At 63.9% G+C, this 23,250-nt stretch carries 21 protein-coding genes; 11 read left to right on the top strand and 10 right to left on the bottom strand.

Annotated features, from left to right (window positions below; translation table 11 throughout):
* Positions 1-348 precede the first annotated feature (348 nt).
* Both yidA and BN1118_RS15440 read right to left on the bottom strand, forming a co-directional pair.
* The gene (gene yidA / locus BN1118_RS15445) at positions 349-1,158 is read right to left on the bottom strand and encodes a sugar-phosphatase (protein WP_043556955.1); all 810 of its coding nucleotides are present in this window, start codon (positions 1,156-1,158) and stop codon (positions 349-351) included.
* Positions 1,159-1,305: 147 nt separating this feature from the next.
* A complete protein-coding gene (locus BN1118_RS15440) occupies positions 1,306-2,976 on the bottom strand; it encodes a FapA family protein (RefSeq protein ID WP_043556954.1) in 1,671 nt (556 codons plus the stop codon).
* A 293-nt stretch (positions 2,977-3,269) separates the two neighbouring features.
* Between BN1118_RS15440 and BN1118_RS15435 the strand changes: the two genes are divergently transcribed.
* From BN1118_RS15435 to BN1118_RS15425, 3 genes are read left to right on the top strand one after another with little or no spacing between them, the layout of a single operon-like run.
* Positions 3,270-4,238, top strand: coding sequence for an HlyD family secretion protein (locus tag BN1118_RS15435; protein ID WP_043556953.1), 969 nt, complete (start codon positions 3,270-3,272; stop codon positions 4,236-4,238).
* On the top strand, positions 4,231-5,160 hold the full coding sequence (locus BN1118_RS15430) for an ABC transporter ATP-binding protein (RefSeq protein WP_043556952.1): 930 nt from the start codon (positions 4,231-4,233) through the stop codon (positions 5,158-5,160). Before BN1118_RS15435 ends, BN1118_RS15430 begins: the two co-directional genes overlap by 8 nt.
* Positions 5,161-5,179: 19 nt before the next feature.
* Positions 5,180-6,274, top strand: coding sequence for an ABC transporter permease (locus BN1118_RS15425; protein WP_042868772.1), 1,095 nt, complete (start codon positions 5,180-5,182; stop codon positions 6,272-6,274).
* Between the two features lie 44 nt (positions 6,275-6,318).
* Here BN1118_RS15425 and BN1118_RS15420 read toward each other — a convergent pair whose 3' ends face one another.
* The gene (locus BN1118_RS15420; protein ID WP_043556951.1) at positions 6,319-7,482 is read right to left on the bottom strand and encodes a competence/damage-inducible protein A; all 1,164 of its coding nucleotides are present in this window, start codon (positions 7,480-7,482) and stop codon (positions 6,319-6,321) included.
* 58 nt (positions 7,483-7,540) lie between these two features.
* Entirely contained in the window at positions 7,541-8,779 is a 1,239-nt protein-coding gene (locus BN1118_RS15415; RefSeq protein ID WP_043556950.1) for a cyclic di-GMP phosphodiesterase, read from the bottom strand.
* A 143-nt stretch (positions 8,780-8,922) separates the two neighbouring features.
* Here BN1118_RS15415 and metA point away from each other — a divergent pair, with 143 nt between their 5' ends.
* Positions 8,923-9,867 (top strand): homoserine O-acetyltransferase MetA, encoded by a 945-nt coding sequence (metA, locus tag BN1118_RS15410; RefSeq protein WP_043134999.1) that lies wholly within the window; start codon positions 8,923-8,925, stop codon positions 9,865-9,867.
* A gap of 17 nt (positions 9,868-9,884) precedes the next feature.
* Here the strand turns inward: metA and BN1118_RS15405 are convergent, their stop codons facing one another.
* A complete protein-coding gene (locus BN1118_RS15405; protein ID WP_043556949.1) occupies positions 9,885-10,403 on the bottom strand; it encodes a cyclin-dependent kinase inhibitor 3 family protein in 519 nt (172 codons plus the stop codon).
* Between the two features lie 157 nt (positions 10,404-10,560).
* Here BN1118_RS15405 and BN1118_RS15400 point away from each other — a divergent pair, with 157 nt between their 5' ends.
* On the top strand, positions 10,561-11,031 hold the full coding sequence (locus tag BN1118_RS15400; RefSeq protein ID WP_042868783.1) for an Lrp/AsnC family transcriptional regulator: 471 nt from the start codon (positions 10,561-10,563) through the stop codon (positions 11,029-11,031).
* Between the two features lie 64 nt (positions 11,032-11,095).
* On the opposite strand, the gene BN1118_RS15395 is transcribed toward BN1118_RS15400, so the two are convergent.
* Positions 11,096-13,060, bottom strand: coding sequence for an LTA synthase family protein (locus tag BN1118_RS15395; protein WP_043556948.1), 1,965 nt, complete (start codon positions 13,058-13,060; stop codon positions 11,096-11,098).
* Between the two features lie 259 nt (positions 13,061-13,319).
* On the opposite strand from BN1118_RS15395, the gene BN1118_RS15390 reads away from it, so the two are divergent.
* Entirely contained in the window at positions 13,320-13,577 is a 258-nt protein-coding gene (locus BN1118_RS15390; protein WP_043556947.1) for a DUF2442 domain-containing protein, read from the top strand.
* Between the two features lie 50 nt (positions 13,578-13,627).
* Here BN1118_RS15390 and BN1118_RS21855 read toward each other — a convergent pair whose 3' ends face one another.
* Complete coding sequence (locus tag BN1118_RS21855) at positions 13,628-13,834, bottom strand: hypothetical protein (protein WP_156995049.1); 207 nt, start codon at positions 13,832-13,834, stop codon at positions 13,628-13,630.
* Here BN1118_RS21855 and BN1118_RS15385 point away from each other — a divergent pair.
* Positions 13,823-15,790, top strand: coding sequence for a TonB-dependent copper receptor (locus BN1118_RS15385; protein WP_043556946.1), 1,968 nt, complete (start codon positions 13,823-13,825; stop codon positions 15,788-15,790). The genes BN1118_RS21855 and BN1118_RS15385 overlap by 12 nt on opposite strands.
* 123 nt (positions 15,791-15,913) lie before the next feature.
* The gene (locus BN1118_RS15380; RefSeq protein ID WP_043556945.1) at positions 15,914-17,530 is read left to right on the top strand and encodes an alpha-amylase family protein; all 1,617 of its coding nucleotides are present in this window, start codon (positions 15,914-15,916) and stop codon (positions 17,528-17,530) included.
* Positions 17,531-17,585: 55 nt separating this feature from the next.
* Here the strand turns inward: BN1118_RS15380 and BN1118_RS15375 are convergent, their stop codons facing one another.
* Both BN1118_RS15375 and BN1118_RS15370 read right to left on the bottom strand, forming a co-directional pair.
* Positions 17,586-18,122 carry an MgtC/SapB family protein gene (locus BN1118_RS15375; protein WP_043556944.1) on the bottom strand — a complete coding sequence of 179 codons (537 nt, stop codon included), beginning with the start codon at positions 18,120-18,122 and terminating at the stop codon, positions 17,586-17,588.
* Between the two features lie 24 nt (positions 18,123-18,146).
* A complete protein-coding gene (locus tag BN1118_RS15370) occupies positions 18,147-19,589 on the bottom strand; it encodes a RimK family protein (RefSeq protein ID WP_043556943.1) in 1,443 nt (480 codons plus the stop codon).
* A 186-nt stretch (positions 19,590-19,775) separates the two neighbouring features.
* Here BN1118_RS15370 and BN1118_RS15365 point away from each other — a divergent pair, with 186 nt between their 5' ends.
* From BN1118_RS15365 to BN1118_RS15355, 3 genes are read left to right on the top strand one after another with little or no spacing between them, the layout of a single operon-like run.
* Positions 19,776-20,330, top strand: a complete 555-nt coding sequence (locus BN1118_RS15365; RefSeq protein WP_052449206.1) for a GNAT family N-acetyltransferase — start codon at positions 19,776-19,778, stop codon at positions 20,328-20,330.
* On the top strand, positions 20,327-20,572 hold the full coding sequence (locus BN1118_RS15360) for a DUF3624 domain-containing protein (RefSeq protein ID WP_043556942.1): 246 nt from the start codon (positions 20,327-20,329) through the stop codon (positions 20,570-20,572). The genes BN1118_RS15365 and BN1118_RS15360 overlap by 4 nt, the downstream gene beginning before the upstream one ends.
* Positions 20,573-20,628: 56 nt before the next feature.
* On the top strand, positions 20,629-21,375 hold the full coding sequence (locus tag BN1118_RS15355; protein WP_043557064.1) for an SDR family oxidoreductase: 747 nt from the start codon (positions 20,629-20,631) through the stop codon (positions 21,373-21,375).
* Positions 21,376-21,437: 62 nt separating this feature from the next.
* Here the strand turns inward: BN1118_RS15355 and BN1118_RS15350 are convergent, their stop codons facing one another.
* On the bottom strand, positions 21,438-22,910 hold the full coding sequence (locus tag BN1118_RS15350) for a C69 family dipeptidase (protein ID WP_043556941.1): 1,473 nt from the start codon (positions 22,908-22,910) through the stop codon (positions 21,438-21,440).
* Positions 22,911-23,250 lie beyond the last annotated feature (340 nt).

Raw genomic sequence — 23,250 nt, 5'->3', positions numbered from 1 at the left:
ATCCTTTGCGGTCCTGCGCCTTGGGAAGGCCCTTGCTGCCGCTGAAAGGGCAAGGGCATGCCTCAAGGCATGGTCATGGGATCAGGGTCGTGCCGCAGTACCAGAATCGTCGGTCAGCCTGGGCAATGACAGCCTGGATCCTGATCCCAGTCTGCCAAGGCCGTTCAATATGTCAAACGAAATGATGCTGAAATGTTAACTGTTTTAATCGAAGAGCTGCCTTGAGTCCCTTTTAAAGGGGCCTGCGGGGGTGTTGGTGAGATGAGGGATATGGTCTGTGGTGGATATATTAAACATCTGACTGGGGTAACCGGATAGCAGAAGGGGCCCGCAGGCCCCTTTGTCGACTCAGGCGTTCAGCACGAATCGCTCGATGACCTGGGCGACCCCGTCTTCATCGTTGCGCGTCGTGGTGTGCTGGGCCAGTGCCTTGATCTCGTCGGTGGCGTTGCCCATGGCGACTCCCAGCCCGGCGTATTCGATCATGTGGTGATCGTTGCCCGCATCCCCCACGGCGATCACCTGGGCGGCGTCCAGCCCCAGATGCTCGGCCAGAGCGGCGACGCCGGTCCCCTTGTTGCTCTGCTTGTGCATGAACTCGAGGAAGTAGGGGGCGCTGCGCACCACTGTGTAGCGCTCATAAAGCTCGGCGGGCAGGCGTTCGATGGCGCGGGAGAGCTGGGGCTGCTCGTCGATCATCATCACCTTCATGATCTGCTCGTCGGCGGGCAGGGTGGCGAAATCGATCAGATTGATGGGCATGCCGATGAGGCGGGATTCGTGCTCGGTATAGGTGCTGACCCTGGGGCTGATGAGGCCACGGGTGACAGAGAAGCCGTGTACGTTCACCTCCAGCTCGTTTGCCAGCCTGGCGATGGCGCTGGCGTCGCTGCCGGTCAGCAGCTGGCTGCGGATGATGCGCTGATCGGCCACCTGTTGCACCAGGGCGCCGTTGTAGCAGATGACGTAGTCATCCTGATCGGTGAGGCCGAGCTCGACCAGGTAGCGGCTCATCCCCTCCAGCGGGCGGCCCGAGGCCAGTACCACAGTCACGCCCCTGGCGCGGGCGGCCTGAATGGCGGCGTGGGTGCGGGGTGAAATCTGGCCCTGGGAGTTCAACAGGGTGCCATCCATATCCAATGCGATCAGCTTGTACATCTCTCACTACCTGAAGTCTGGCTGGCCCGCCCTATGGGGCCAATGGGAGGCCGAGTGTAGCGAAATTCGCCGCCAGGATCACGGGTTGGCGGCGAGAGGCGGCGCCAGCAGGGGGGATCTTGCCGGGAAGTCGCGAGCCGCAGGCCGTCACTTGTGGGGTTCGTAGGGGGTCAGCTGCAACTGATCTTCGTGGATGGCGAAGTGGATGGGGCCGTGCTCTATGTCGACTCTGTAATGATGGTGGGCCATCTCCACCTCGACCCCGGGGAAGACGCGCTGGGTGGCTATGATGTCCATCTCCGTCATCAGTTTTTGCAGCTCTTCCTGCGCCGCCTCCAGCTGTTCATCCAGCAGCTTGCTCTCGTCGATATGCTGGGTGCGGATCAATTTGATCTTCTGCACTGTCTGGGGATTGCGCTTGTCCCCTGGTAGCTGCAACAGCTTGAGCAGCAGATCCTGCAGCTTGTCCAGCTGATCCCGGCACTCCTGCTTGCGCTGGCGCAGGGCCTGCTCCTGCTCCTTGTGGGTGAAGTAGCCGCCGAGGATCTGCAACCGGGTCTGGTTGTAGGCCGAGGCCCCCAGTATGGGGGCCATGATGAGGCGATTGGCGATGCTGATGCCCCCCAGCAGGTGGCCCTTGCGCATGCCGCTGTCGCCTACCTTGATGTCTTGCCCGCTGCGGCTGTAACAGTGGCTGAGCTGGCTCTGGATCTGGATGTCGCCGCCGGCCTCCAGCTTGGCGTACTGGGCATAGCTGGCGTGGATCTCGCCCTGGGCATTGAGGTGGCAGAGGTACTCGTCACTCTGCTCGCTCTTGCGGCCTATGATGCCGTTGCGCACCGTGATGGTGCCGCTCGACTCGATATAGCCCCCCTCGACGAAGCCGCCGATCACCACGTCGCCGCTGGTCTTTATCTTCATGCCGGGGGTGACATCTCCCGCCACTATCAGGGCCCCCTCGAAGATGACGTGGCCGTGGCGGATGTCGACCTGCTTGACGCTCAGCACGTCGTCCACCTTCATGCCGTTCTTCTCCTGGCGGGGCAGGCCTGGGCGGCCGGCCAGCAGCAGATCCACATCGTCCGGTGAAGCGAAGGTGCCCTCGCCGGCGACCATGGGGCTGTCCTTGCCGTGTTTGGCGGGCAGCTCCTGGCCGGTGACGGTAAAGCCGGGCACGCCCTGGGTGGCGGGGTGGCGGCGCATCAGCTGGGCGCCTGCCTTGACGGTGAGCAGGGTGCCGAGGTCGCGCATGTCGACCCGGCCATGATCCAGCTCCTGGGGCTTGAGGATCCGCTCGGCCGGGGTTTCCACCAGCCGCTCGAAGCGGGTGTCCTGGCCGTTGACGGCGGCCTTGCCCAGCGCCACCGGCAGCTTGATCAGGGCCCCCGGCGTCGCCTCCTTGGCGGCCAGAATGGCGGCGGCTATGAGGGGCGCCTGTACTCCCTGGCTGATCTCGCTGGCCTGCACCGCCTGCTCCAGCTCTTCAGTGGTGAGATACTTGCCACCCCAGTCGGCGGTGATCTGGGCGACGGCGCTCATCCGGTCTTTCTCCACCACCAGGGTGACGCGGGCATCGTGGCGCTGGGCGACGGGGACCGGATTGCCGGGCAGGGGGGCGGCCGGGTTGCTCAATAGGGTATTGAGCAAGCTGATGGCCTGCTTGATCCCCTCCGTCAGCGGCTGGTAGCGGCGACAGTTGGAAGCCAGCAGCAGCGTCTGGATATCGTTTTCCGAGACGGGTTTGGTCAGCCCGGGCACTATGCGCAGGCAGGCATACTCCATATCGGCTGATAACAATAACCACTCTTTGCTTAACACCCGGTTCCCTTCCCCCGTCTGTACCCATATCGAGATCGCTTCTTACTTCCATTTAATCGGTTTTTTGTTAAAAACGCGAGTCATCAAGATGGCGCCGGTCTGCAGTATTCGGGTATTTCTCCTTTTTGGTCAACGAGGTAAGCACAAATGGGTGAGCTGGGACGAGGAAATCAAGGGTGACAGCGGGTATGCTGACGGCACGAGAAGCCCGCAGGTCTGCGAGAGACGTGCCGGCCCTGAACCCGGTGGTGGTTTGTACCGGGACAGACCGGCCAGCCGCGAGAGGAGTATCGATGTTGCGTCATTGTCTGCTGCCCCTGGCCCTGACGGGCCTGCTCACCGCCTGCCAGCCGCAGGTGTCCACCATTGCACTCGGCACCCTGGAGCGGGATCGGGTGCTGCTGACCGCCACCGCCAGCGAGATCATTCGCGCCCTGCCGGTGGCGCAGGGGAGTCAGGTGGCTGAGGGGGCCCTGCTGGCCCGGCTCGACGATCGCCGCCAGCAGGCGGTGCTGGCCCGTGCCCGTGCCCAGGAGGCACAAGCGCGCGCGGCCCTCACCCGCATGACCAATGGCGAACGGCCGGAAGACATAGCCGCCGCCCGGGCCAGCCTCGACAAGGCGCAGGCCAATGTCAGGGAGAGCGAGCGCAACTTCGTGCGCATCGATCGACTGGTGCGCCAGAAGCTGGTGAGCCCGGCCGATCTTGACAAGGCCCGAGCCCTGCGTGACGGCGCCCTGGCCGAACAGGACGGGGCGCGCCAGCAGCTCGACAAGCTGACCAGGGGCGTGCGCAGCGAAGACATAGACGAAGCCGATGCGGCCCTGCAGGCCGCCAGGGCCGAAGTGGCGCTGGCCGAGCGGGAGCTGGCGGATCTCTCCATCGTCGCCACTCGCAGCGGCCGGCTCGACAGCCTGCCCTATCACCTAGGTGAACGGGTGTCGGTCGGTGCCGTGCTGGCGGCCATTCAGGCGGATCAGGCCCCCTACGCCCGGGTCTATGTGCCCGAGCCCTCCCTCGCCAGCTATCGCCTCGGCGAGCCGGTACGGGTGCGGGTGGACGGGGTGGCCGAGCCGCTCATGGGCCGGCTGCGCTGGATCTCGAAAGAGCCCGCCTTTACCCCCTACTATGCCCTCAACGAACAGGACAGAGCCCGGTTGGTCTATCTGGCCGAGATAGATCTGCCGAACGGGGCGCAGGATCTGCCGAGCGGCCTGCCGTTGCAGGCGGAGCCCGGCGATGAGAGGGCGGGCCATGAGTGAACTGGCGATCCGGGCGCAGGGGGTGAGTCGCCGCTTCGGCGATTTCCTGGCGGTGGACGGGCTGGATCTCTGCGTGCCCAGGGGGCAGATACACGGCTTTCTCGGTCCCAACGGCTGCGGGAAATCTACCACACTGCGCATGCTGACCGGCCTGCTCACCCCCTCGGCCGGAGAGGTGGAGGTGCTGGGGCTCAGCATTCCCAAGCAGGCCGAGACACTCAAACGCCGGATCGGCTACATGACCCAGAAGTTCTCCCTCTACGACGAGCTGACGAGCTGGGAAAACCTGGAATTCATGGGCCGCATTCACGGCATGGGGGGGGCCGCACTCGGTGCCCGGTTGCACGAACTGCTGGCCACCTATGAGCTGACCGCGCTGGCCCGGCAGCGGGCCGGCGCCATGAGCGGCGGCCAGAAGCAGCGGTTGGCGCTGGCGGCGGCCGTGATCCACGGCCCGGATCTGCTGCTGCTCGATGAGCCTACCTCGGCGGTGGATCCGCAAAACCGGCGTGATTTCTGGGAGAAGCTGTTCGATCTCAGCGAAGGGGGCACCACCATATTGGTCACCACCCACTACATGGACGAGGCGGAGCGCTGTCATGCGCTGGCCATCATGGAGGCGGGGCGGGTGCGGGCCCAGGGCTCGCCCCAGGCGCTGATGGATGCCATGAGCACCCGGGTGGTGGAGGTGCAGGCCAGCGACCTGCGGCTACTCAAGCAGCAGCTGGTGCAGCTGGCGCCGGTGCGATCCGCCGCCCAGCTCGGTCAGCGCTTGCGGGTGCTGGTGGACAAGGAGCTGGCCGAGCCTGTGACCTGGTTGCAGCAGGCCTGCCCGGCGCTGGCCGGTGCCGCCATGGCACTGGTCAGACCCAGCCTGGAGGATGTGTTCGTCAGCTGCACCGGGCAGGAGCCAAGGGCATGAGCATGTTGAGGAAGCCGGGATGAACAGTCTGCGACGGCTCTGGGCCATTACCCAGAAAGAACTCAGGCAGCTGGCGCGCGACAGGCTGACCTTTGGCATGGTGGTGATGATCCCCCTGATCCAGCTGCTGCTGTTTGGCTACGCCATCAACACGGATGTGCGCCATATCCCGGTGGGGCTGGTGGAGATGAGCCAGAGCGTGCCGGGACGGCTGCTGGTGGAGGCGGTGAAGGCGAGCCAGGTGGTACGCATCGAACACCATTATGTGGGAGTGCAGCAGGCCGAAGCGGCATTGACCCGGGGCGAGGTGCGGGCCGTGCTGGTGCTGCCCCCCGACTTGAGCCGCCGGCTCAGCGCCGGCGAGACGGCGGGCCAGTGGCTGGTGGACGGTTCGGACACCATGATAGCCGGGGCCCTGCTGGGGCTGCGCAACATGCCGCTGTCGGATCTGAAACCTGGGCTTGAATCCGCGCCTCCCACCTTCGAGACTGTGCTCTACTTCAACCCGGCCCGCCGCTCGGCGGTCAACATAGTGCCCGGTTTGCTCGGGGTGATCCTCACCATGACCATGATCATGTTCACCTCGGCGGCCATAGTGCGCGAGCGCGAGCGCGGCAATCTGGAGCTGCTCATCACCACCCCGGTCAGCTCTATGGAGCTGATGCTGGGCAAGATTTTGCCCTATATCGGGGTGGGGCTGGTCCAGGTGGCCATCATACTCGGTCTCGGCCATCTCATCTTCGATGTGCCCGTCAACGGCGCCCTGAGTCAGGTGCTGCTGGCGACCCTGCTGTTCATCGCCGCCAGCCTGACCCTGGGGCTGCTTATCTCCACCCTGGCACAGACCCAGCTGCAGGCGATGCAGATGACGGTGTTCATCCTGCTGCCCTCCATCCTGTTGTCGGGTTTCATGTTCCCCTACGAGGGGATGCCGGTGCCGGCCCAGTGGATTGCCGAGGTGTTGCCGGCCACCCACTTCATGCGGTTGATCCGGGGCATAGTGCTGCGGGGCGGTGAGTTGTCTGAGTTGCTGCCGGACGTGCTCTGGCTGGCCGGTTTCACCCTGCTGGTGCTGACTCTGGCCGCCCACAGGTTCAAGAAGAGTCTGGATTGAGGCGTTTGTCTGTGTCCGATTTTGCGGGTACCGGCGTTTGATGCCTAGCTGCCGCGCTGCGCCGTTCTGGCCAGGGTGAGGTAGTCGCCGAGCACAGGCAAGCCTTGCAGCTGGCGGCGCAGCATGTCGAGGGCGGCGAAGGCGAGGATCTTGCGTCGGCTCTCGGGATCCGGGTGACTGGCCTTCAGCGTCTGGCCGATCTTTTGCCCGTCGGCGCAGAGCAGCAGCGGCACGCCGTCCGGCCCCTCCCATCCCATGGTCAGGCTCAGCTCCTCACTTTTTGCCTCCAACTGCGCCAGCTCGCTGGCGAGGTCGCCGCGAAAGCCGGCTTCAAGCCGGGGATGGTCGTGGCAGAGGGCGAGCAGGGCACCCCGGCTCTCCCCCTCCAGCAGGGTCAGCGGCCTCTCCCCCAGCAGGGCCAGGATCTGCCGCGCAGGCTCCTCATCCCCCCGTCCCACCAGCCAGGGCTGGATCGCCGCGAGCAGTCGCGCCTCGGCGGCATCCATGTCGGCGGCGCTGGCGCCGTGGCCTATGAGTTTCAGCTCGATCAGCGGCATGGAGGAGCGGTAGCCCAGCTCTATGCCGGTCGGCCAGGGGGCTGCATCCAGCATGTCGGAGAGGGCTGATTCCGAGATGCCGAAGCTGTAGAAGCGGCGCAGTTCGGTATCGGTCTTCGCGCCCGCAAGCGCCTTGAGGCGCGGCAAGATCTGTTCGTGCACCATCTGCTTGAATTCGAACGGCACGCCCGGGGTGAAGAAGAGCTGGCTCTGGCCCTGATGGCCTGTGTGGGTGACCACAAAGCCACAGGCGGTGCCGACCGGGTTGTCCAGGATCTCGCAATCTTGCGGCAGCCAGGCCTGCTTGGCGTTGCTGGCGGGCATGGGCCGGCCGCGGCTGGCGTAGCGCGCCGCTATGGTGGCGAGCCAGTCCGGGAACAGGGCCAGGGGCTGGCCGAACGCCTCGGCCGCCGCCTGGGCGGTGAGATCATCGGCGGTGGGGCCCAGGCCGCCGCACACCAGCACCACCTCGGCGCGGCTGGCGCTCTCCTGCAGCACGGTTTTCAGATCGGCGAGGTTGTCCCCCACTGTGACGCGGCGGCGCACCTGCCAGCCCTGTTCCAGCAGCAGGGCGCTGAGCCAGGCCGCGTTGGTATCCACCACCAGACCCGTCACTATCTCGTCTCCGGTGCTGATGATCTCGATACGCATGGGGGCTCCTTGGGCTGGGGACCTGAACTGGGACGGCCATGAACCATGGCCGGGACAATCAGGGCTTGGCGTGTTCGAAGTAGTAGCTGATTCGGGTACGTGGATTGAGGTACTCGAACACCGCCGGGGGCAGTCGTTTGGGGTGGATCACCTTGGCGATGGAGAGCTCGGCCTGTTGCAGATCTATGATGGCCGCCTCCTGGCGCGGGATGCGGGGATCGTACACCAGCACAGAGGGGTAGAGCAGGCGGGAGGCATTCACCGACATCACCAGCCCCACCTGACCGTTGGAGAGCTGCACCACGCTGCCGGGCGGGTATATGCCCATCAGCCGGATCAGCATGCTGAGGTATTCCGGGTTGAACTGGGCCTTGCGCTGCTTGTAGAGGCCGCTCAGGGCCGAGTAGGGCACCTTGGCCTGCAGGTGGCAGAGGTTGTCGTACTCGTTGATCAGCGACACCATCTGGGTGAGGGGGTCGAGCTGCCCCTTCTTGAGCCCCTCGGGCCCGCTGCCATCCAGGTATTCGTGGTGATGCAGCACGATTCCCTTGGCCCCGGCCGGAAAATCCTTGGCCAGATTGAGCAGATCCAGGCCGTAGCGCGGGTGCTGGGCCATCAGGTTCTGCTCCGGCTTGGTCAGCGGCTCCGTCTTGCGCAGTATCTGGCTCGGGATCTTCAGCTTGCCGATGTCGTGGAACAGGGCGCCCATGCCGACCTGGCGGATCTCGTCGGCCGACATGTTGCACTCCTTGGCCAGCAGCATGCTGAGCACGCTGACGTTGAGGGAGTGGAAGTAGAGGTTGTTGCCATCCTCGCTGTCGGAGACCAAGTGCAGCACCATCTCGTCCACCGACAGCAGCTGCTCCGTCATGGCGTTGATCAGCTCCTGCGCCTCGCCGATGGCGTTGAGGGGGCGGGACTGGATCTTGCTCATCACGCTGCGCACCTGCGCCAGCGACTGCTGGAACTGCTTCTCGCACTGCTGCAAGTCGCGGCGATACTGCTGCAACTGCTCGATGCGGCGCTCTTTTTCCAGCTGCATCTCGGCCTGGCGCTGGGAGGTGTCCGGCGCCTCGGTTGGTTGAGGCTGGATCTGGCTCAGCGGCTTGGGCGGTGCATCGCTCTTGTCGGGGATGATGGTCACGAGCTTGAGGCCAAGCCGGCGGATAAGCTCTATCTCCTCTTCAGTCTTGAGCTTGAAGCTGGAAAACAGGAAGGGGTGTTCGCGCCAACCCAGTGGCAGAGAGACGAAATTGCCGACTTGCAGTCGGTCTACGGAAATCTTGATACCTGTCATTGTCTTGGCTGCGAGAGACACATGAGCCGTATGCTAGTCAAAGGCGGAGGTGAATACAAAAGGTATCTGATGACAGGGTAGACGCTTTATTATAGGCTTCTGGATGTCCAGACATATTTACCGATGCAGTACAGGGAGTAAGCATGCCGATCAAGATCCCGGATCAGTTACCCGCCGCCGAAGTGCTGGGGCAGGAGAACATCTTCGTGATGACGGAATCCAGGGCCGTCACCCAGAACATACGCCCGTTGCGGGTGTTGATCCTCAACCTGATGCCCAAGAAGATTGAAACCGAGATCCAGCTGATGCGGATGCTCTCCAACTCGCCGTTACAGGTGGACGTGGATCTGCTGCGCATCGACGATCGGGAGTCGAAGAACACGCCCCAGGCGCACCTGGAGAACTTCTATCACGACTTCGAACAGGTGCGGGCCAACAACTACGACGGCATGATCATCACGGGGGCGCCGCTCGGGCTGGTGGAGTTCGAGGAGGTGGTCTACTGGCCGCGCATCGTCGAGATCATAGAGTGGTCCCATCAGCACGTGACCTCGACCCTGTTTCTCTGCTGGGCGGTGCAGGCGGCGCTGAAAGCCTTGTATGGCATGGAAAAACAGACCCACGGCGAGAAGCTCTCCGGCATCTATCGCCATCACAGGCTGGATGAGCACGAGCCGTTGCTGCGCGGCTTCGACGATGAATTCGTGGCGCCCCACTCCCGCTATGCGGCGTTTGATGGGGATCTTATCCGCGCCCACACCGACCTGCAGATCTTTGCCGAGTCGGAGGAAGCCGGTGTCTATCTGGCGGCGACCAAGGATTGCCGCCAGGTGTTCGTCACCGGCCACCCTGAATATGATGTCCTGACTCTGGATGGGGAGTACCGGCGGGATCTGGCGGCCGGGCTCGAGCCCGTCATCCCGGTCAACTATTACCCGGCCAACGATCCCGGCCAGACCCCGCGCGCCAGCTGGCGCAGTCACGGCCACCTGCTGTTCTCCAACTGGCTCAACTACTACGTCTATCAGCTCACCAGCTATCGGGTGGAGGACATAGGCAAGGTGTTTACCTACCAGCAGCCCAAGTAAGGATCAGAGTGGCGGGCTCAGTCGGCCTGTTCCCGTCGTGCGGTCAGGGCGTCGAGCCACTGGCGATGCACCGCCAGGATGAAGGCCTTGGGCCTGTGGGCCCGGATGGCGGCCATGGCCTCCTGCTGTGGCTGGCCGAGGGAGACAAGCAGTGCGGCCGCGACCAGACCGGTGCGGCCGCTGCCCCCCTTGCAGTGGATGACCAGGTGTTTGCCCTCGCGCAGCAGGCCGGTCAGTTGCGGCAGAGCCTGTTGCCAGGCCTGTTCGAAGGTGGCATCGGGGGCCTGATCGTCTTCGATGGGCAGGTGGAACCAGCGCATGCCGCTCGCCTCGACCTGCGGGCCAAGCTGGCTCAGTGCGAGCCGGGCCAGTTCGGCCTCCGTCATCAGGGTCAGCACGCCGTGGGCTCCCGCCAGCCTGAGCTGATCCAGTGCCAGTGGCAGTGCCACCTGCTGGGTGCCGGGGCAGGGGGTCAGCAGCAGCTGGCCATCGACGCGGGGTACTTCCTGGCTCCAGAAGGGGTGAGACGGGTGCATAAAGGTCCTTATGAGGCCAGCAAGGGCGAGGCGAGCCGGCATGGCCGGTTTCTGAGTGCGCCAAAGCATAGGGGGCGCGGCCCCGATGTCAATCTGCGTTGTGTTCGGCCCGGTTTACGGGCAGAGTCTAAAAAATTGATCGGTTCAAGGAGTTAAGATGAGAAACCTGGATCAACTGGATTTGGATATCCTGGCCCATCTGTTTCGCGATGCGGGCATGACCAACAAGGATCTGGCTGCCCTGGTCGGCGTGGCGCCGTCCACCTGCCTGGAGCGGGTGCGCAAGCTGCAACAGGACGGGGTGCTCAAGGGCGCCCATTGCGAAGTGGATCACCAGGCGCTCGGTGGCCATATCCAGGCCATGGTCTCGCTGCAGCTGGCGCGTCACAGCCGCCAGATCATCGATGCCTTCCGCGACGCCATACTGGCGCTGCCCGAGGTGATCAGCCTGTTTCACATGGGTGGCAAGGATGATTTCCTGGTGCACCTCTGCGTCGCCGATACCGAGCACCTGCGCAACTTTGTGTTCGATCACTTCACCTCCCGGGAGGAGGTGGTGCACCTCGAGACCTCGCTGGTATTCGAACACAGGTTCAGCCGCTCGCTGCCCTGTTTCCTCAACACCTGATCCCGTGTTGCGCCCAACATAAAACCCGCCAATCGGCGGGTTTTATGTTGTTGCGGCGGCGGACTCAGTTCAGCGCAGTCTGGGTATCCGGCGCCGTCTGGTAGAGCCCTTTCTGATAAGCCAGGCTGCCCCACAGCGCCAGCCCGAGCGTGGCATCCTTCATGGCATCCGGCTGCGCCGCTGGGGTGAGGGTTTCGGTGGCATCCTCGTAGATGAAGCCTTCCGCCGGGCGCTCGGGTTGCAGTATCACCACGTCCTTGCCCCGCATCAGGGCGAAGTTCTTGTCGTACTGCATGATGGCGCGCCCCGGCCAGTCGGCGGGCATCCGGGTCAGATCCTTGCCCAGCATGGGGTAATCGGCGCTTATCCCCATCAGGGAGAGCAGGGTCGGCGCCATGTCGATCTGGCTGACGATACGGGGATCCTGCTTCGGCGCTATGCCGTCACCGACGATGACGCCGGGAATGTGGAAGCGGGGGATGGGCACCAGGCTGGCACCGCCGACCCGGCTGTCGTGATCGGCGATGACCAGGAACAGGGTGTCCTTCCAGTAGTCCGACTGCTTCGCCTTCTTGAAGAACTCACCGATGGCGTAGTCGGCGTACTTGGCCGCGTTGTTGCGGGTCTGCTTGGGCTGCTCATAGAGGGCGATGCGATTGTCCGGGAATTCGAACGGATCGTGGTTGCTGGAGCTGAACACCAGGCTGAAGAAGGGTTTGCCCTCCTTGTGCAGCGCCTTGAAGGTTTCGTCCGCCTTGGCCATCAGATCCTCGTCCGAGGCACCCCAGGATCCCTTGAACACCGGATTCTTGAAGTCCTTCTGCTCGACTATGGTGGTGAAGCCGTTGCCGAGGAAGAAGCTGCGCATGTTGTCGAAGTGACTCTCGCCACCATAGATGAAGCTGGTGTCGTAGCCCCGCTGTTTGAGCAGATCCGCGATGGTGAAGAAGTTGGTCTGGCTCTTGCCAAGCTTGACCACGGCCTGGGCCGGGGTGGGGGTGAAGCCGGTCAGCACGGCTTCTATGCCGCGCACCGAGCGGGTGCCGGTGGCGTAGAGCTGCTCGAAGGCCCAGCCCTGCTGCGAGAGTGCATCCAGATTGGGGGTGAGCGGCAGGCCGCCGAGGGAGCCGACGAACTGGGCGCCCAGGCTCTCCTGCAGCAGGATCACCAGGTTCTTCGGCTTGCCGATATAGCTGGCTTCGTTGAAGGTCTGGCTGGGCAAGGTTTCAGAGCTGAATTCGTGGGGCTCGCGGCCACTCTCCTGGCGAATGAGCTCCAGGATGCGCGCCTGGGGCAGCTTGCCGTAGAACTGGCTGGCATCCTCTTCGGCCCCCATCTGCTTGATGGCGAAGAAGAGGGAGTAGGAGGAGTTGACGGTCAGCGCATTGATCAGGGGATCGCTGGCAAACGCCACCATGGCCGGGTTCAGGGCGCGATGGCCCAGGCTGGAACGGGCGCCGAGAAAGCCTATGGCCAGAATGAGCAGGGCGAAGGCGGGTCGCCAGTACCAGCGCGGGAAGGTGAGATCGCGCAGCAGGCGCCCGCTCAGCCACCAGCCACCGCCCAGGGTCAGCAGGCTGAACAGCACGGCGGCCAGCAGCTCTCCCTTGCGGCCGGCCCACAGCATGGAGAGCACCTCCTTCGGATAGATGAGGTACTCCACATAGAGGCGGTTGGGCCTGACCCCGTATTCGGTCACGAAGGAGGGGGTGGAGATCTCCAGGAAGAGCATCAGCCAGAGTCCCAGGGTCAGCCAGACCCGGATGATCTGCAGCCAGGCCCGACCGATCGGGTGGGGCCCCGCCAGCAGCAGGGTCAGCATGGCGGGCACGCCCCACAGCCAGCAGAGGGTGGCGAAATCGACCCGCAGCCCTTGCAGCAGCATCTCCTGCCAGCCGGCGACGGCGTCGACCCGTTCCAGTTGCCAGAAGCCGAGGCCGAGTCGGCTGACGGAGAGAGAGACGAGCGCGATCAATGAAAAAACGGCGATGGGCCAAAACGGTCCCAGCCATTGTCTGATAGTTGTCATTGTTGTTCCTACAAGCCTGTTTGCACCCGTCCTCGGGCACATTGTTTTTATATTGCAGGGTTATGACAGCGGGTCCGGGGAAAGGTTGCGTGTAGGTGCCGTTTAAAAGGATGTTTTGGCACGATTTATGATTTTTATGTGAGGGCGCGCAGGGATCCAAGACAGCATAAACGGCTGAGGAAACTGTGATCCCCCTTGCAAAGTCATGTAGGCCGCCTCCCTATAATGACGCCGAATTTTCTCAATCGGAGCCGAAGGGATGCCGGTCTTTATCGATGTGGAATATTTGCAGGGATGGCGCCTGTTCGTGGTGCTCTCCGACGGCACCACGGGGGCGCTGGACCTGACCCCCTGGCGCGCGCAGCCCCTGTTTGCGGCGCTGGATTCGGAGCGGCGTTGCGCCCGGGTCTTCATCAATCGTCACCACCAGCTGGAGTGGCCTGCCGGCTGCACCCTGTCGGCCCATGAGGTCTATCACCTGATCAGGCCCATCAACGAGCGGGAGGCTTTCAGTTAACCCCCTGTTTTTGTGAGCCATCCCCAGATTCCTGTAACTGGAATGTTTGTTCATTTGCCTTCTCTACCCAATTTGGGTAAAACCTGCGCAACATTTTGCCAACCACTCTTCCAGCTTTGCCCGTCAAGGCTTGCCGCCTCCCGCCGCAGGCCTTTTTTGTGGCCGGATGGCAAACCTTTCCCCAGCTGAAAGGTTTGTTGGGTGAGATAAGAAAAACAAAATAAACAAAGAGATAAGGAATAAACATGGCTTGTCATATGCGCACCCCGCTGGCCCTGCTGGTGGGCGGTCTCGCCTGCCACGGCGCCGCCGGTCAGGAGCAGGTCCAGCAGCTGGAACCCATGGTGGTGGTCGCCAGCCGCCCCGCCAGCACCCTAGAAGTGACCCTGGATCCCAAGAAACCGGGCTCTCCCATGCCTGCCGCCGACGGCGCCGGTTATCTGAAGAACGTCACCGGCATGAGCATGGTGCGCAAGGGCGGACTGGGGGGCGACCCCGTGCTGCGGGGTATGGGGATGTCCCGCCTCAACGTGCAGATGGATGGCGGCATGCTGGCCGGTGGCTGCGGCGGCCGCATGGATCCACCCACCGCCTATGTGTTTCCCCAATCCTTCGACCGGATCCGGGTGCTGAAGGGGCCGCAATCCCTCGAGCAGGGCGCGGCTCTGGCGGGCACTGTGCTGTTCGAACGGGACAGACCCGAGTTCACCGCCCCCGGCGTCAAGGCCGAGGCCTCGGCGCTTTATGGCAGCTTCGGGCGCGACGACCAGATGCTGGACGCCACAGTCGGTGCGCCCGAGGGGTATCTGCGCAGCCAGTTCACCCACTCCGACAGCGATGACTACCGAGATGGCCACGGCGACAGGGTGCGCTCCTTCTATCGCCGGGAGAACGGCACAGCCCAGCTGGGCTGGACGCCGGGGGAGCACACCTGGCTCGAACTCACCGCCGAGCGCAGCAACGCCCGCGCCGCCTATGCGGATCGCACCATGGACGGCCCCATGTTCGATCGGGAGTCCTTCGGCCTCAAGCTCAGGCAGGAGCAGATCAGCAGCCACTGGCAGCGCAGCGAGCTGACCCTGTGGGACAACGACATAGACCACATCATGGACAACTTCAGCCTGCGACAAAACAGCGGCATGAAGATGCTCTCCAACCCGGATCGGCGCAACACAGGCGGGCGTTGGGCCAACGACCTGGCCCTGCCGGCCGACTGGCTGCTGACCGCCGGGCTCGATGCCAACCGGGATCAGCACAGGGCCCGCAGCGGGGTGGATTACGCCAGCCAGCCGCGTCAGCGCACCCTGCGTTTCGAGCAGCAGGGGGGCTTTGTCGAGCTGGGCCGCCAGCAGGGGGCCCACGGCTACAAGGGGGGCTACCGGCAGGACAGGGTCGAGACCACCCGTTATGGCGCGGGGGATCAAACCCTTTACAGCGATACCCTGACCCTGGACAGCGGCTTTGGCCGCTACGAATACCAGTGGTCGCCGGCCTGGTCGAGCTATCTGGCCTGGGGCCAGGCCAAGCGGGCACCGGATTACTGGGAGCGCAGCAAGGACAGCGTCCCCTTCACCCTCAACCCGGAGCGCAGTCGTCAGTGGGATGCGGGGCTGGCCCTGCGCAGTCGCGAGCTGGACTTGACCCTCTCCCTGTTCAGCGCCGACATCCAGGACTACCTGCTCTATAACAACAAGTCGAACAAGGTGCGCAACATAGATGCCCGGACCCGGGGCGGCGAGCTGGAAGGACGCTGGCAGTTTGCCGAGCAGTGGCGTCTCGATGGCGGCCTGGCGGTGGTCTATGGCGAAAACCAGAGCGATAACCAGCCGCTGGCCCAGATGCCGCCGCTCGATGGCAAGCTGGCGCTGGGCTGGCAGCCGGCCGAGGCGTGGAACTTTACCCTGCTGGGCCGCGCCGTGGCCGCGCAGGACAGGGTCGATGTGGGCTCCGGCACGGTAGCCGGGCAGGATCAGGGGGAGACGCCGGGCTTCTTCACCCTGAACCTGAGCGGTGCCTGGCAGTTTGCAGAGGGGTGGCAGCTGTCGGCCGGGGTGGACAACCTGTTCGACACCTTCTATTACGAGCACCTCTCCAAGTCGGTGCACGCCAGTCAGGCTGGGCTGGGCTATGAACAGGTCGGTCGCATCCCTGAGCCGGGTCGCGCCGTCTGGCTCTCCCTCAACTACCGTTTCGCCTCCGCCGGCGTGCTCTAGGCAGACGCGCCAACCGACTGAACCGGGTAACGTTTTCAGTCACAGACCCGTGCTGGCGGGGCCGCTATCATGGCCCCGGAGTGGCGCCTTGTGCGCCGATACCACCACAGCGGGAACATAACAATGAAACAAGGAACGTTGCGCTATGGCGGCCTGCTCGGGGCCGCCCTGTTACTGACGGCTTGCGGCAGCGGAGGCGGGGGATCCAGCAGCGAACCCCAGCCCCCCGTGGTCAATCCGCCGCCTGCCACCGCCAGCCGCGCCTGCTACGGCAATGATCAGCCCGCCTGCAACCTGCGCACCTATCAGGTGATGGTGGAGTCCTTCGTCGATGGCGACAGCGCCGCCAACTACGGCGTCGGCTACGGCCCCTCCCGGCACAACGGCGATCTGCAGGGGATCATCGACAGTCTGGATCACATCAAGAGTCTCAACGTCAACGCCATCTGGCTCACCCCGGTATTCGACTCCTGCGCCGGTCAGGGCGGGGATGACAAACTGGATGCCACCGGCTACTTCGCCTGCGACTTCTTCACCGTGGATCCCAACTTCGGCAGCAATGCCCAGCTCAAAAAACTGGTGGAGGCGGCACACCAGCGCGGCCTCTACGTCTTCCTCGACGGCGTGTTCGGTCACGTCAACAAGGTGGGGGTGAGCAAGCCCTCGCCAGAGGGGCGTCTGCCCGCCCTCAAGAGCGGTGGTGCCGGTTATCCGGGCCAGCTGGTGGATTACAGCCAGCCCCAGAGCCTGGCCTACTTCAAAGAAGTGGCCCGCTACTGGGTCGAGCAGTACGGCATCGACGGCTGGCGTCTCGATCAGGCCTACCAGCTGGGGCTGGACGAGTGGCGTGCCATTCGTGGCGAGGTCGAGCAGGCCAGCGCGGCACGCAAGGCGGCCGGTCAGCAGTGGGGCACGCTCGGCTATCTGGTGGGGGAGGTGTGGAAGGGGGCCGACGAGATCCGGGCAGAGGCTTATGGCCCGAGCGACAACCCGGCGCTCTCCTCGGCGTTCGACTTCCCGCTGCGTTACGGCCTGGTGCAGGCGCTGGCGGTGGAGGAGTCCGGCAAGGGCGGCCAGGGCGCCAGCGTGCTCGACGCCAGCTGGAACAAGGTGGAGAACTACCCGGATCACGCCATGCCGAACCTGATGCTGGGCAACCACGATCTGGTGCGCTTCGGCGATCTGCTGGAGCGCGGCAACTTCAATCCGGCGGACTACTGGCAGCGCCACAAGGCGGCCTTCAGCTTCCTGGCGGCCCGCTCCGGCCCCATCACCCTCTACTACGGTGAGGAGTTTGGCGACGAGGTGCTGGGCTTTGCGGCGCAGGTGAGCGGCGACTGTGCGGCGCAGGGGCTCTGTGACGATCACGTGGCTCGCAGCGACGGCAAGGTGCCGGTTGCCACCGGTTTCGTGCCAAGCGGCGAGCAGGCCGAGCTCAAGCAGTGGCTGAGCCAGCTGCTGGCCCTGCGTGCCAAGCATCCCGCTCTCTATCAGGGTGAGCGGGTCAAGCTGGTGGCCGATGGCAGCGTCTATGGCGACATCAAACAGACGGCGGCGGAGCAGATCGTCTACCTGCTCAACGTTTCAAGCACGCCCCAGAGCTATGCCCTGCCGGTCGGCAAGCTGCGCAGCGGCAACGCCCTGCTGGATCTGCAGAGCGGCGAGAGTCTGGCCATAGGCGGCAGCAGCGTGACGGTGGACTTGCCGCCGCTGAGCGGTCGCTTCCTGCTGTTGCAATAAGGCTGGCGAGTAACAACAAGGGCTCCAATCTGGAGCCCTTGTTCATTGTGGCGGGTTACTTCTCTATGCCGCTGCCCAGCTCCTCCTGATGGGCGTTGGGGGCGGGGGCGTGGCCATTGCCGTGGCGCCAGCTCTCCAGCCGGTTGTGCACGCCGCGGCGCAGGCTCTTGAAGCTGGTTTCGAGATAATCCACCCCCACCAGTATGGCCAGGGTGACGCCGGTGAGCAGCACGGCCTGGTGCAGCATCTGCATGCCGATGAGGGCGCCGAGGGCCGCCAGCATCCAGACGGTGGCGGCCGAAGTCACCCCCAATACCTGACCATCCCGGGTCATCATGACGCCGGCGCCGAGAAAGCCGATGCCGGTGATGAGCTGGCCCAGCACCCGCGCCCGATCGGCACTCTCAGGGCTGACGGCGGCACCTATGGCGAGAAAGCAGTAGGTGCCGAGTATGATGAGCGAGGAGGTGCGGATGCCGACCGGCTTGCCGCGCAGTTGCCGCTCCAGCCCCACGAGCGTGCCACACACCAGGCAGGCCAGGATGTTCTCCCAGCCAAGGGGCGCTATGTCCCACCAATCCGTTGTCATCATATCCACCTCTGCTGTCGATGCTTGTTATCCTGCCGCGCTCTGCCCCCGGTTTTCCAGCCGTTGCCGGAAGGCCCTGGCCAGGCGCTCGTAGAGGTCCTTTGCCTCCCTGTCCTCAATATCGCCACGTATCCAGGGATTGTCGATGATTTCCAGCAGCACGCAGTCCCTATCCTGCTGGCGCAGATCCACCCCGAACAGGCCGTTGCCGAGCTGGTGCACGGCGCGCCTGGCGGTCTGCAACACCCGCTCCGGTACCTCGGTGAGCGGCAGTGCCTCGATCCGGCTCATGTCGAGGGGATGCTTGCGGCGGCGGATGCGGTTGCCCGGCTCGGGCCGGTAGCGGCGACAGGCGAACAGCGGCGAGCCGTCGAGAAAGCCGATGCGCCAGTCGAATTCGGCGGGGATCCGGCTCTGCACCAGCAGCAGGGCGGAGCGGCCCAGCCCCTCGTCCAGCAGGCGGGCGAGCTGCTGGGCATCGCTGGCCATGGCGAGATCCCGCCCCTGGGCGCCGTCGGGTATCTTCACCATCAGCGGCAGGCCGAGTCGCTGCACCAGCTCGTCCACCTGATGGCGGCCACGACGGGTCACCACCATGGTGGGTGGCATGGGTACGCCGCTGCGCACCATCAGCTCGTAGAGGTAAAGCTTGTTGCTGCAGGCGAGGATGGCGCGGGAGCTGTCGATGACCGGCATCTTGAGCTGCTCGGCGCGGCGGGCAAATTCGAAGGTGTAGTGGCCGACCGCCGTTTCGGAACGCAGCCAGAGAGTATCGAATTCCGGCAATCGCTCGATGGCGGACGGCGCCAGCCTCTCGGCCTGGATCCCCTGGGCGGCGGCGGCCCGGATGAAGCGATCCAGCGCCAGGGCATCGCTGCTGGCGCGGCCATCATCGGGATCCACCAGGATGGCGAGCTGGTAGAGCGGGGCCGCCTGCTCCTCATCGCCGGCACCGACCAGCGCCTGGGCGTGATGCAGCATCAGCGCCTTCTCGCTCGGGCTCAACTCCAGGGGCGACAGACTCTGCTGCTGGCGCACCGACCAGCCGTGGCGGCCGCGTTTGAGGGTCAGCTCCTGTAGCGGCAGCTGGCTCAGGCCGTAGTAGTAGCGGGCCAGCCCCGCCAGCTCGCTCTGTTCGCTCTGGCCGAAGATGGCGCGTACCCGAATGCGATCCTCGCTCTGCTGGGCCAGCCAGCCCTGTACCTTGCGCCACAGCTTGGCCGGCGGCTGCTGGGGTTGCAGCACGCTGATGGCCTGCAGGCCAGGCAGGCAGTGGTGGCCACGGGCCTGGGCCAGCAAGGAGCAGTAGTAGCCCGCGCTCAGGTGCTCCAGGTTGCGGCAGAGGTTGATGATGCGGGGTCGGCCGCCTGTGGTCGGCACGCCGTGTTGCAGATAGGTGCGGGCGGTCAGCAGATAATCGGCATGGCAGGGCCAGTCGCCCGGCTCTTCGACTATGACGTAGGTACTCATATTTTCGGCTCCACAGATCAGACTGCCTTGAATGGCAGGATCCCCAGTGGGCTTCGATGCACCGACAAGCACGACAATGGCGCGAGGGGAAACAAGAGGTTACAGTGCCTAATATTCTGCTTTGGTAACTTGTGATACAAGTCGCATTTCTGGTGCTGAAGATAAATAACCGAACAAGGACTCCCCGTGTTGACCGTACGAGCGGCCCGAACCGATGATTTGGGCGCCATCGTTAAGCTGGAACGCTACTGTTTTCCCCCCGAAGTCGCCTTTGGCCGCAGCCGCTGGCACTATCTGCTTACCCACGCCAAGGGACGCACCCTGCTGGTGCTGGATGAGAAGGATCAGCTGATGGGTTATCTCAGTCTGCTGGAGCACAGGGGCTGGGACCGACTGGTGATCCAGACCCTCGCCATCCGCTGGACCATCCGTCGCCAGGGCTGGGCCCGTCGTCTGCTGGAGCAGGTGATCCGGGAGGGGCGCGAGGCTGGCTGGGGGGCGGTGCGCCTCGAGGTGGGTGATGCCAATGAAGAGGCGCTGGCCCTCTATCAGGCGCTGGGATTCAAGGCTCAGCAAAGGTTGCCTGACTATTATGGCCGCGACCAGCATGCCCACCGGCTGGTGTTGCCGCTGGTGAGCGACGAGGTTCGCACCCTCAGGCGCCAGCGCCGCAGTGTACAAGCCGCCCTGTGCCGCCAAGCCCGCGCCTTGAGCGGCCATGGATCCGGAGGATCGGCATGAGCTGTGATGACTGTCTGGCCACCGCCATCAAGGCCAAGCTCGGGCGCTGCTCTGTCTGCGCCGGCCAGACCTTCGTCATCGGCATGGTCGGTTGGCTGGCGTGGTGGTGGTTTGGCGCCGATACCTCGGTCAATGCCCTCACCGGCCTGCTGTTTGCGTTGGGGGGCTCGGGCCTGTTGCTGCTCCATCTGCTGGTATTTGTCTGGCGCAAGGTGACCGGGCGTGAATTGAGCGATGAATGAATCAGATTGGATTCAAACACATAAATAACAATATCGATGTAGATATGGAGGTTCAGATGATAGCAATGGTAACGGGCGCCTCGTCCGGTTTTGGGGAGGCCATCAGCCGTCAGCTGGTGAACGCGGGTTACAGGGTGATAGGCACAGGCCGACGTGCTGAACGTCTGGCTGCCTTGGGCGATGAGCTGGGTGACAGCTTCCTGCCGCTGGTATTCGACGTGCAGGACAAGGCCGCGACTCAAGCCGCCATCGCCGGTCTGCCAGCCGCCTGGAGCGAGGTGGATCTGCTGGTCAACAACGCCGGTCTGGCGCTGGGGCTAGAGCCCGCCCACAAGGCGGATCTCGAAGACTGGGAGCAGATGATAGCCACCAACATCAGCGGTCTGACCCTGCTCACCCGACTGCTGCTGCCGGGCATGGTGGCGCGCAATCGCGGCCACGTGGTCAACATCGGTTCCATCGCCGGCACCTACCCCTACCCGGGCGGCAACGTCTACGGTGCCACCAAGGCGTTCGTGAAACAGTTCAGCCTCAACTTGCGCGCCGATCTGGCGGGCACCGCCATCCGCGTCACCAACGTGGAGCCGGGCCTGTGCGGTGGCACCGAGTTCTCCAACGTGCGCTTCCACGGCGACGACGCCAAGGCGGCCACCGTCTACCAAGGGGTGCAGGCCATTCAGCCGGAAGACATCGCCAATACTGTGCTCTGGGTCAGCCAGCAGCCCGCCCACGTCAATATCAACAGCATAGAGATAATGCCGGTGGCCCAGACCTTTGGCCCGCTCCAGATCAGCCGTCGCTGAGCTTCCCGTTTGACGAAATGAGAAGAGGCACCCAAGGGTGCCTCTTTGCTTTGCAGAGCCGGTCAGAGGCTCATGATCTTCTTGAACTCCTCCTCTGAATACTTCTTCTCGCTGCTCTTGGTGAGATCCGTCATCAGCTTGTAACGCAGGTCCTTGGCCATCTGATAGGTCTGCTCCAGCTGGCCGTAGGAGTAGTCGGCGGCCAGCCCGAGCGCCGTCGCCTTGTCGCTGACATAGGTCTGCTTGAGGGTATTGTCGAGCAGGGCGACCTCCTTGTAGAGCTTGGTGCTCTCCTTGCTCCAGACGCCCCGCAGCAGCGGCAGGTACTTGTCCGGGTTGGTGTTGGCCAGCGCGGTCAGGCTGCGGAACTGCCAGTAGGCGGAATCATCGGAGTAGCTGTCGCTGCCGGTGCGATAGGGCAGGGGATAAGACTCCAGCGGGCTGTAGAGCGGCACCATCACGGATTCGGCCAGCACGCCGTAGCTCTGCCAGATGAGCCCCTGCAGCTCTTTGGGCATCTCCTTGCGCAGCTGGATGACGTGGGATTCCAGCTGGCGATCGATGCGGATCGGCCGCTCCGCCTTGCCCGCCAGCGGCGTGCCCTCATAGGTGGCGCTCAGCAGCCTGGCCACGTCCGGCACGGCTATGGGGGCGTCCGGCTTCATGAACAGCGGGTATTGCGCCTGCCGGGTCGCCTGCTGGTGGGAGGCGGTCAGCATGTGTTGGCCGAGCCACTCCCGATCCACGTTGTAGGGGTCGGCAATCACCCCGAATGCCTTGGCGAAGTTGAAATCCTTGGGGTCGGCCTGGTCGAGCAGCTTGTGCTGTTGTACAAACTCCAGCAGCCTGGGGGAGTGCAGCACATCGGCGCTGTCGAGATTGACGCCGTGGATGCGCAGGCCGTTGGCCACCATGGCGTAGCTGTCGTCCGGCACCCGCACCGCGATCCAGTGGTGGCCCGAGCCTATCTCCATCAGCCAGGCCTCGTTCACATCCGCCAGATAGAGGCTGTTGCCCTCACCGGCGCCATATTGCTCCACATAGCGGCCGAGCAGTTCGACCCCCTCTTTCGCGCTCTTGGCCTGCGGCAGGATCAGGGTGGGGATGATGGCTTCTATGACTCCTTTTTCGATCAGGGGATCGGCTTTCTGGGCCTTGTCGTTGACCTCGGCGCTGGTGGTGGCCGAGAGGGCGACGTTGAGCTCGTTGATGCCGCGCTCTTCATAATATTTGCCCGCCGGGTCGCTGGTGGCGGCGTCCCAGTCGCGAATGGCTGAGTAGGCGAGGAAGGCCTTGGGCATGGGCACTTCCAGCCCGTTGCCCAGCTTCCAGACCTTGCCCTCGTTTTGCTGGGCGGGTCGGAAGGCCAAATACTTGTTCCAGTTGTTGACGCCAAAATCCTCGTTTCTGGCGATCATCACGCTGCCGTCGGCACTGGCGCCCTTGCCGACGATGAGGCCGGTACAGGCGTCGGCACTGGTGCCAAGCAGGGTGAGCAGGGTGGCGGAGAGAAGACTCAAGGTGTGTTTTTTCATGGCATTGCCCGAAGCGTAACTGTGAGTGAAAGCCAGGCGGTGGGATGCAGGTCTGCCGCAGAGCGATCAGCCGCCGATACGCTGCCGGGGGATCGTGCTGCTCATGGTCGATGACGCAAACATTTCATCCATAACACTGCTTGCTGGTCGTTTTGTTCGCCGGAATTGTATGCCTCGCTGGTTGTTTGTTTTGTGATCTATGAGTCGTTCCTTTGCTTTGTCTGGTAAAGCATGAAAATGGCAGCGATATGCACCAGAACCTGCCGATTGGACAGCGCAGCGTCATGATTCTGACGTCGGGATGGCCATCAGTAAGCCTGCGAGCCCGTGCGGGCCGGGA

The sequence above is a fragment of the Aeromonas bestiarum genome, from assembly GCF_000819745.1.
Taxonomy (GTDB): Bacteria; Pseudomonadota; Gammaproteobacteria; order Enterobacterales; family Aeromonadaceae; genus Aeromonas; species Aeromonas bestiarum.
The sequence above is the reverse complement of the archived record's forward strand: the minus strand, read 5'-3'. Positions and strand labels throughout refer to the sequence as shown.

Bases quoted from the DNA above. Each gene is read 5' to 3' on its own strand.
- yidA (WP_043556955.1), bottom strand. From the start codon at position 1,158: ATGTACAAGCTGATCGCATTGGATATGGATGGCACCCTGTTGAACTCC.
- BN1118_RS15435 (WP_043556953.1), top strand. From the start codon at position 3,270: ATGTTGCGTCATTGTCTGCTGCCCCTGGCCCTGACGGGCCTGCTCACC.
- BN1118_RS15430 (WP_043556952.1), top strand. From the start codon at position 4,231: ATGAGTGAACTGGCGATCCGGGCGCAGGGGGTGAGTCGCCGCTTCGGC.
- BN1118_RS15425 (WP_042868772.1), top strand. From the start codon at position 5,180: ATGAACAGTCTGCGACGGCTCTGGGCCATTACCCAGAAAGAACTCAGG.
- BN1118_RS15420 (WP_043556951.1), bottom strand. From the start codon at position 7,482: ATGCGTATCGAGATCATCAGCACCGGAGACGAGATAGTGACGGGTCTG.
- BN1118_RS15415 (WP_043556950.1), bottom strand. From the start codon at position 8,779: ATGACAGGTATCAAGATTTCCGTAGACCGACTGCAAGTCGGCAATTTC.
- metA (WP_043134999.1), top strand. From the start codon at position 8,923: ATGCCGATCAAGATCCCGGATCAGTTACCCGCCGCCGAAGTGCTGGGG.
- BN1118_RS15405 (WP_043556949.1), bottom strand. From the start codon at position 10,403: ATGCACCCGTCTCACCCCTTCTGGAGCCAGGAAGTACCCCGCGTCGAT.
- BN1118_RS15400 (WP_042868783.1), top strand. From the start codon at position 10,561: ATGAGAAACCTGGATCAACTGGATTTGGATATCCTGGCCCATCTGTTT.
- BN1118_RS15395 (WP_043556948.1), bottom strand. From the start codon at position 13,060: ATGACAACTATCAGACAATGGCTGGGACCGTTTTGGCCCATCGCCGTT.
- BN1118_RS15390 (WP_043556947.1), top strand. From the start codon at position 13,320: ATGCCGGTCTTTATCGATGTGGAATATTTGCAGGGATGGCGCCTGTTC.
- BN1118_RS15385 (WP_043556946.1), top strand. From the start codon at position 13,823: ATGGCTTGTCATATGCGCACCCCGCTGGCCCTGCTGGTGGGCGGTCTC.
- BN1118_RS21855 (WP_156995049.1), bottom strand. From the start codon at position 13,834: ATGACAAGCCATGTTTATTCCTTATCTCTTTGTTTATTTTGTTTTTCT.
- BN1118_RS15380 (WP_043556945.1), top strand. From the start codon at position 15,914: ATGAAACAAGGAACGTTGCGCTATGGCGGCCTGCTCGGGGCCGCCCTG.
- BN1118_RS15375 (WP_043556944.1), bottom strand. From the start codon at position 18,122: ATGATGACAACGGATTGGTGGGACATAGCGCCCCTTGGCTGGGAGAAC.
- BN1118_RS15370 (WP_043556943.1), bottom strand. From the start codon at position 19,589: ATGAGTACCTACGTCATAGTCGAAGAGCCGGGCGACTGGCCCTGCCAT.
- BN1118_RS15360 (WP_043556942.1), top strand. From the start codon at position 20,327: ATGAGCTGTGATGACTGTCTGGCCACCGCCATCAAGGCCAAGCTCGGG.
- BN1118_RS15355 (WP_043557064.1), top strand. From the start codon at position 20,629: ATGATAGCAATGGTAACGGGCGCCTCGTCCGGTTTTGGGGAGGCCATC.
- BN1118_RS15350 (WP_043556941.1), bottom strand. From the start codon at position 22,910: ATGAAAAAACACACCTTGAGTCTTCTCTCCGCCACCCTGCTCACCCTG.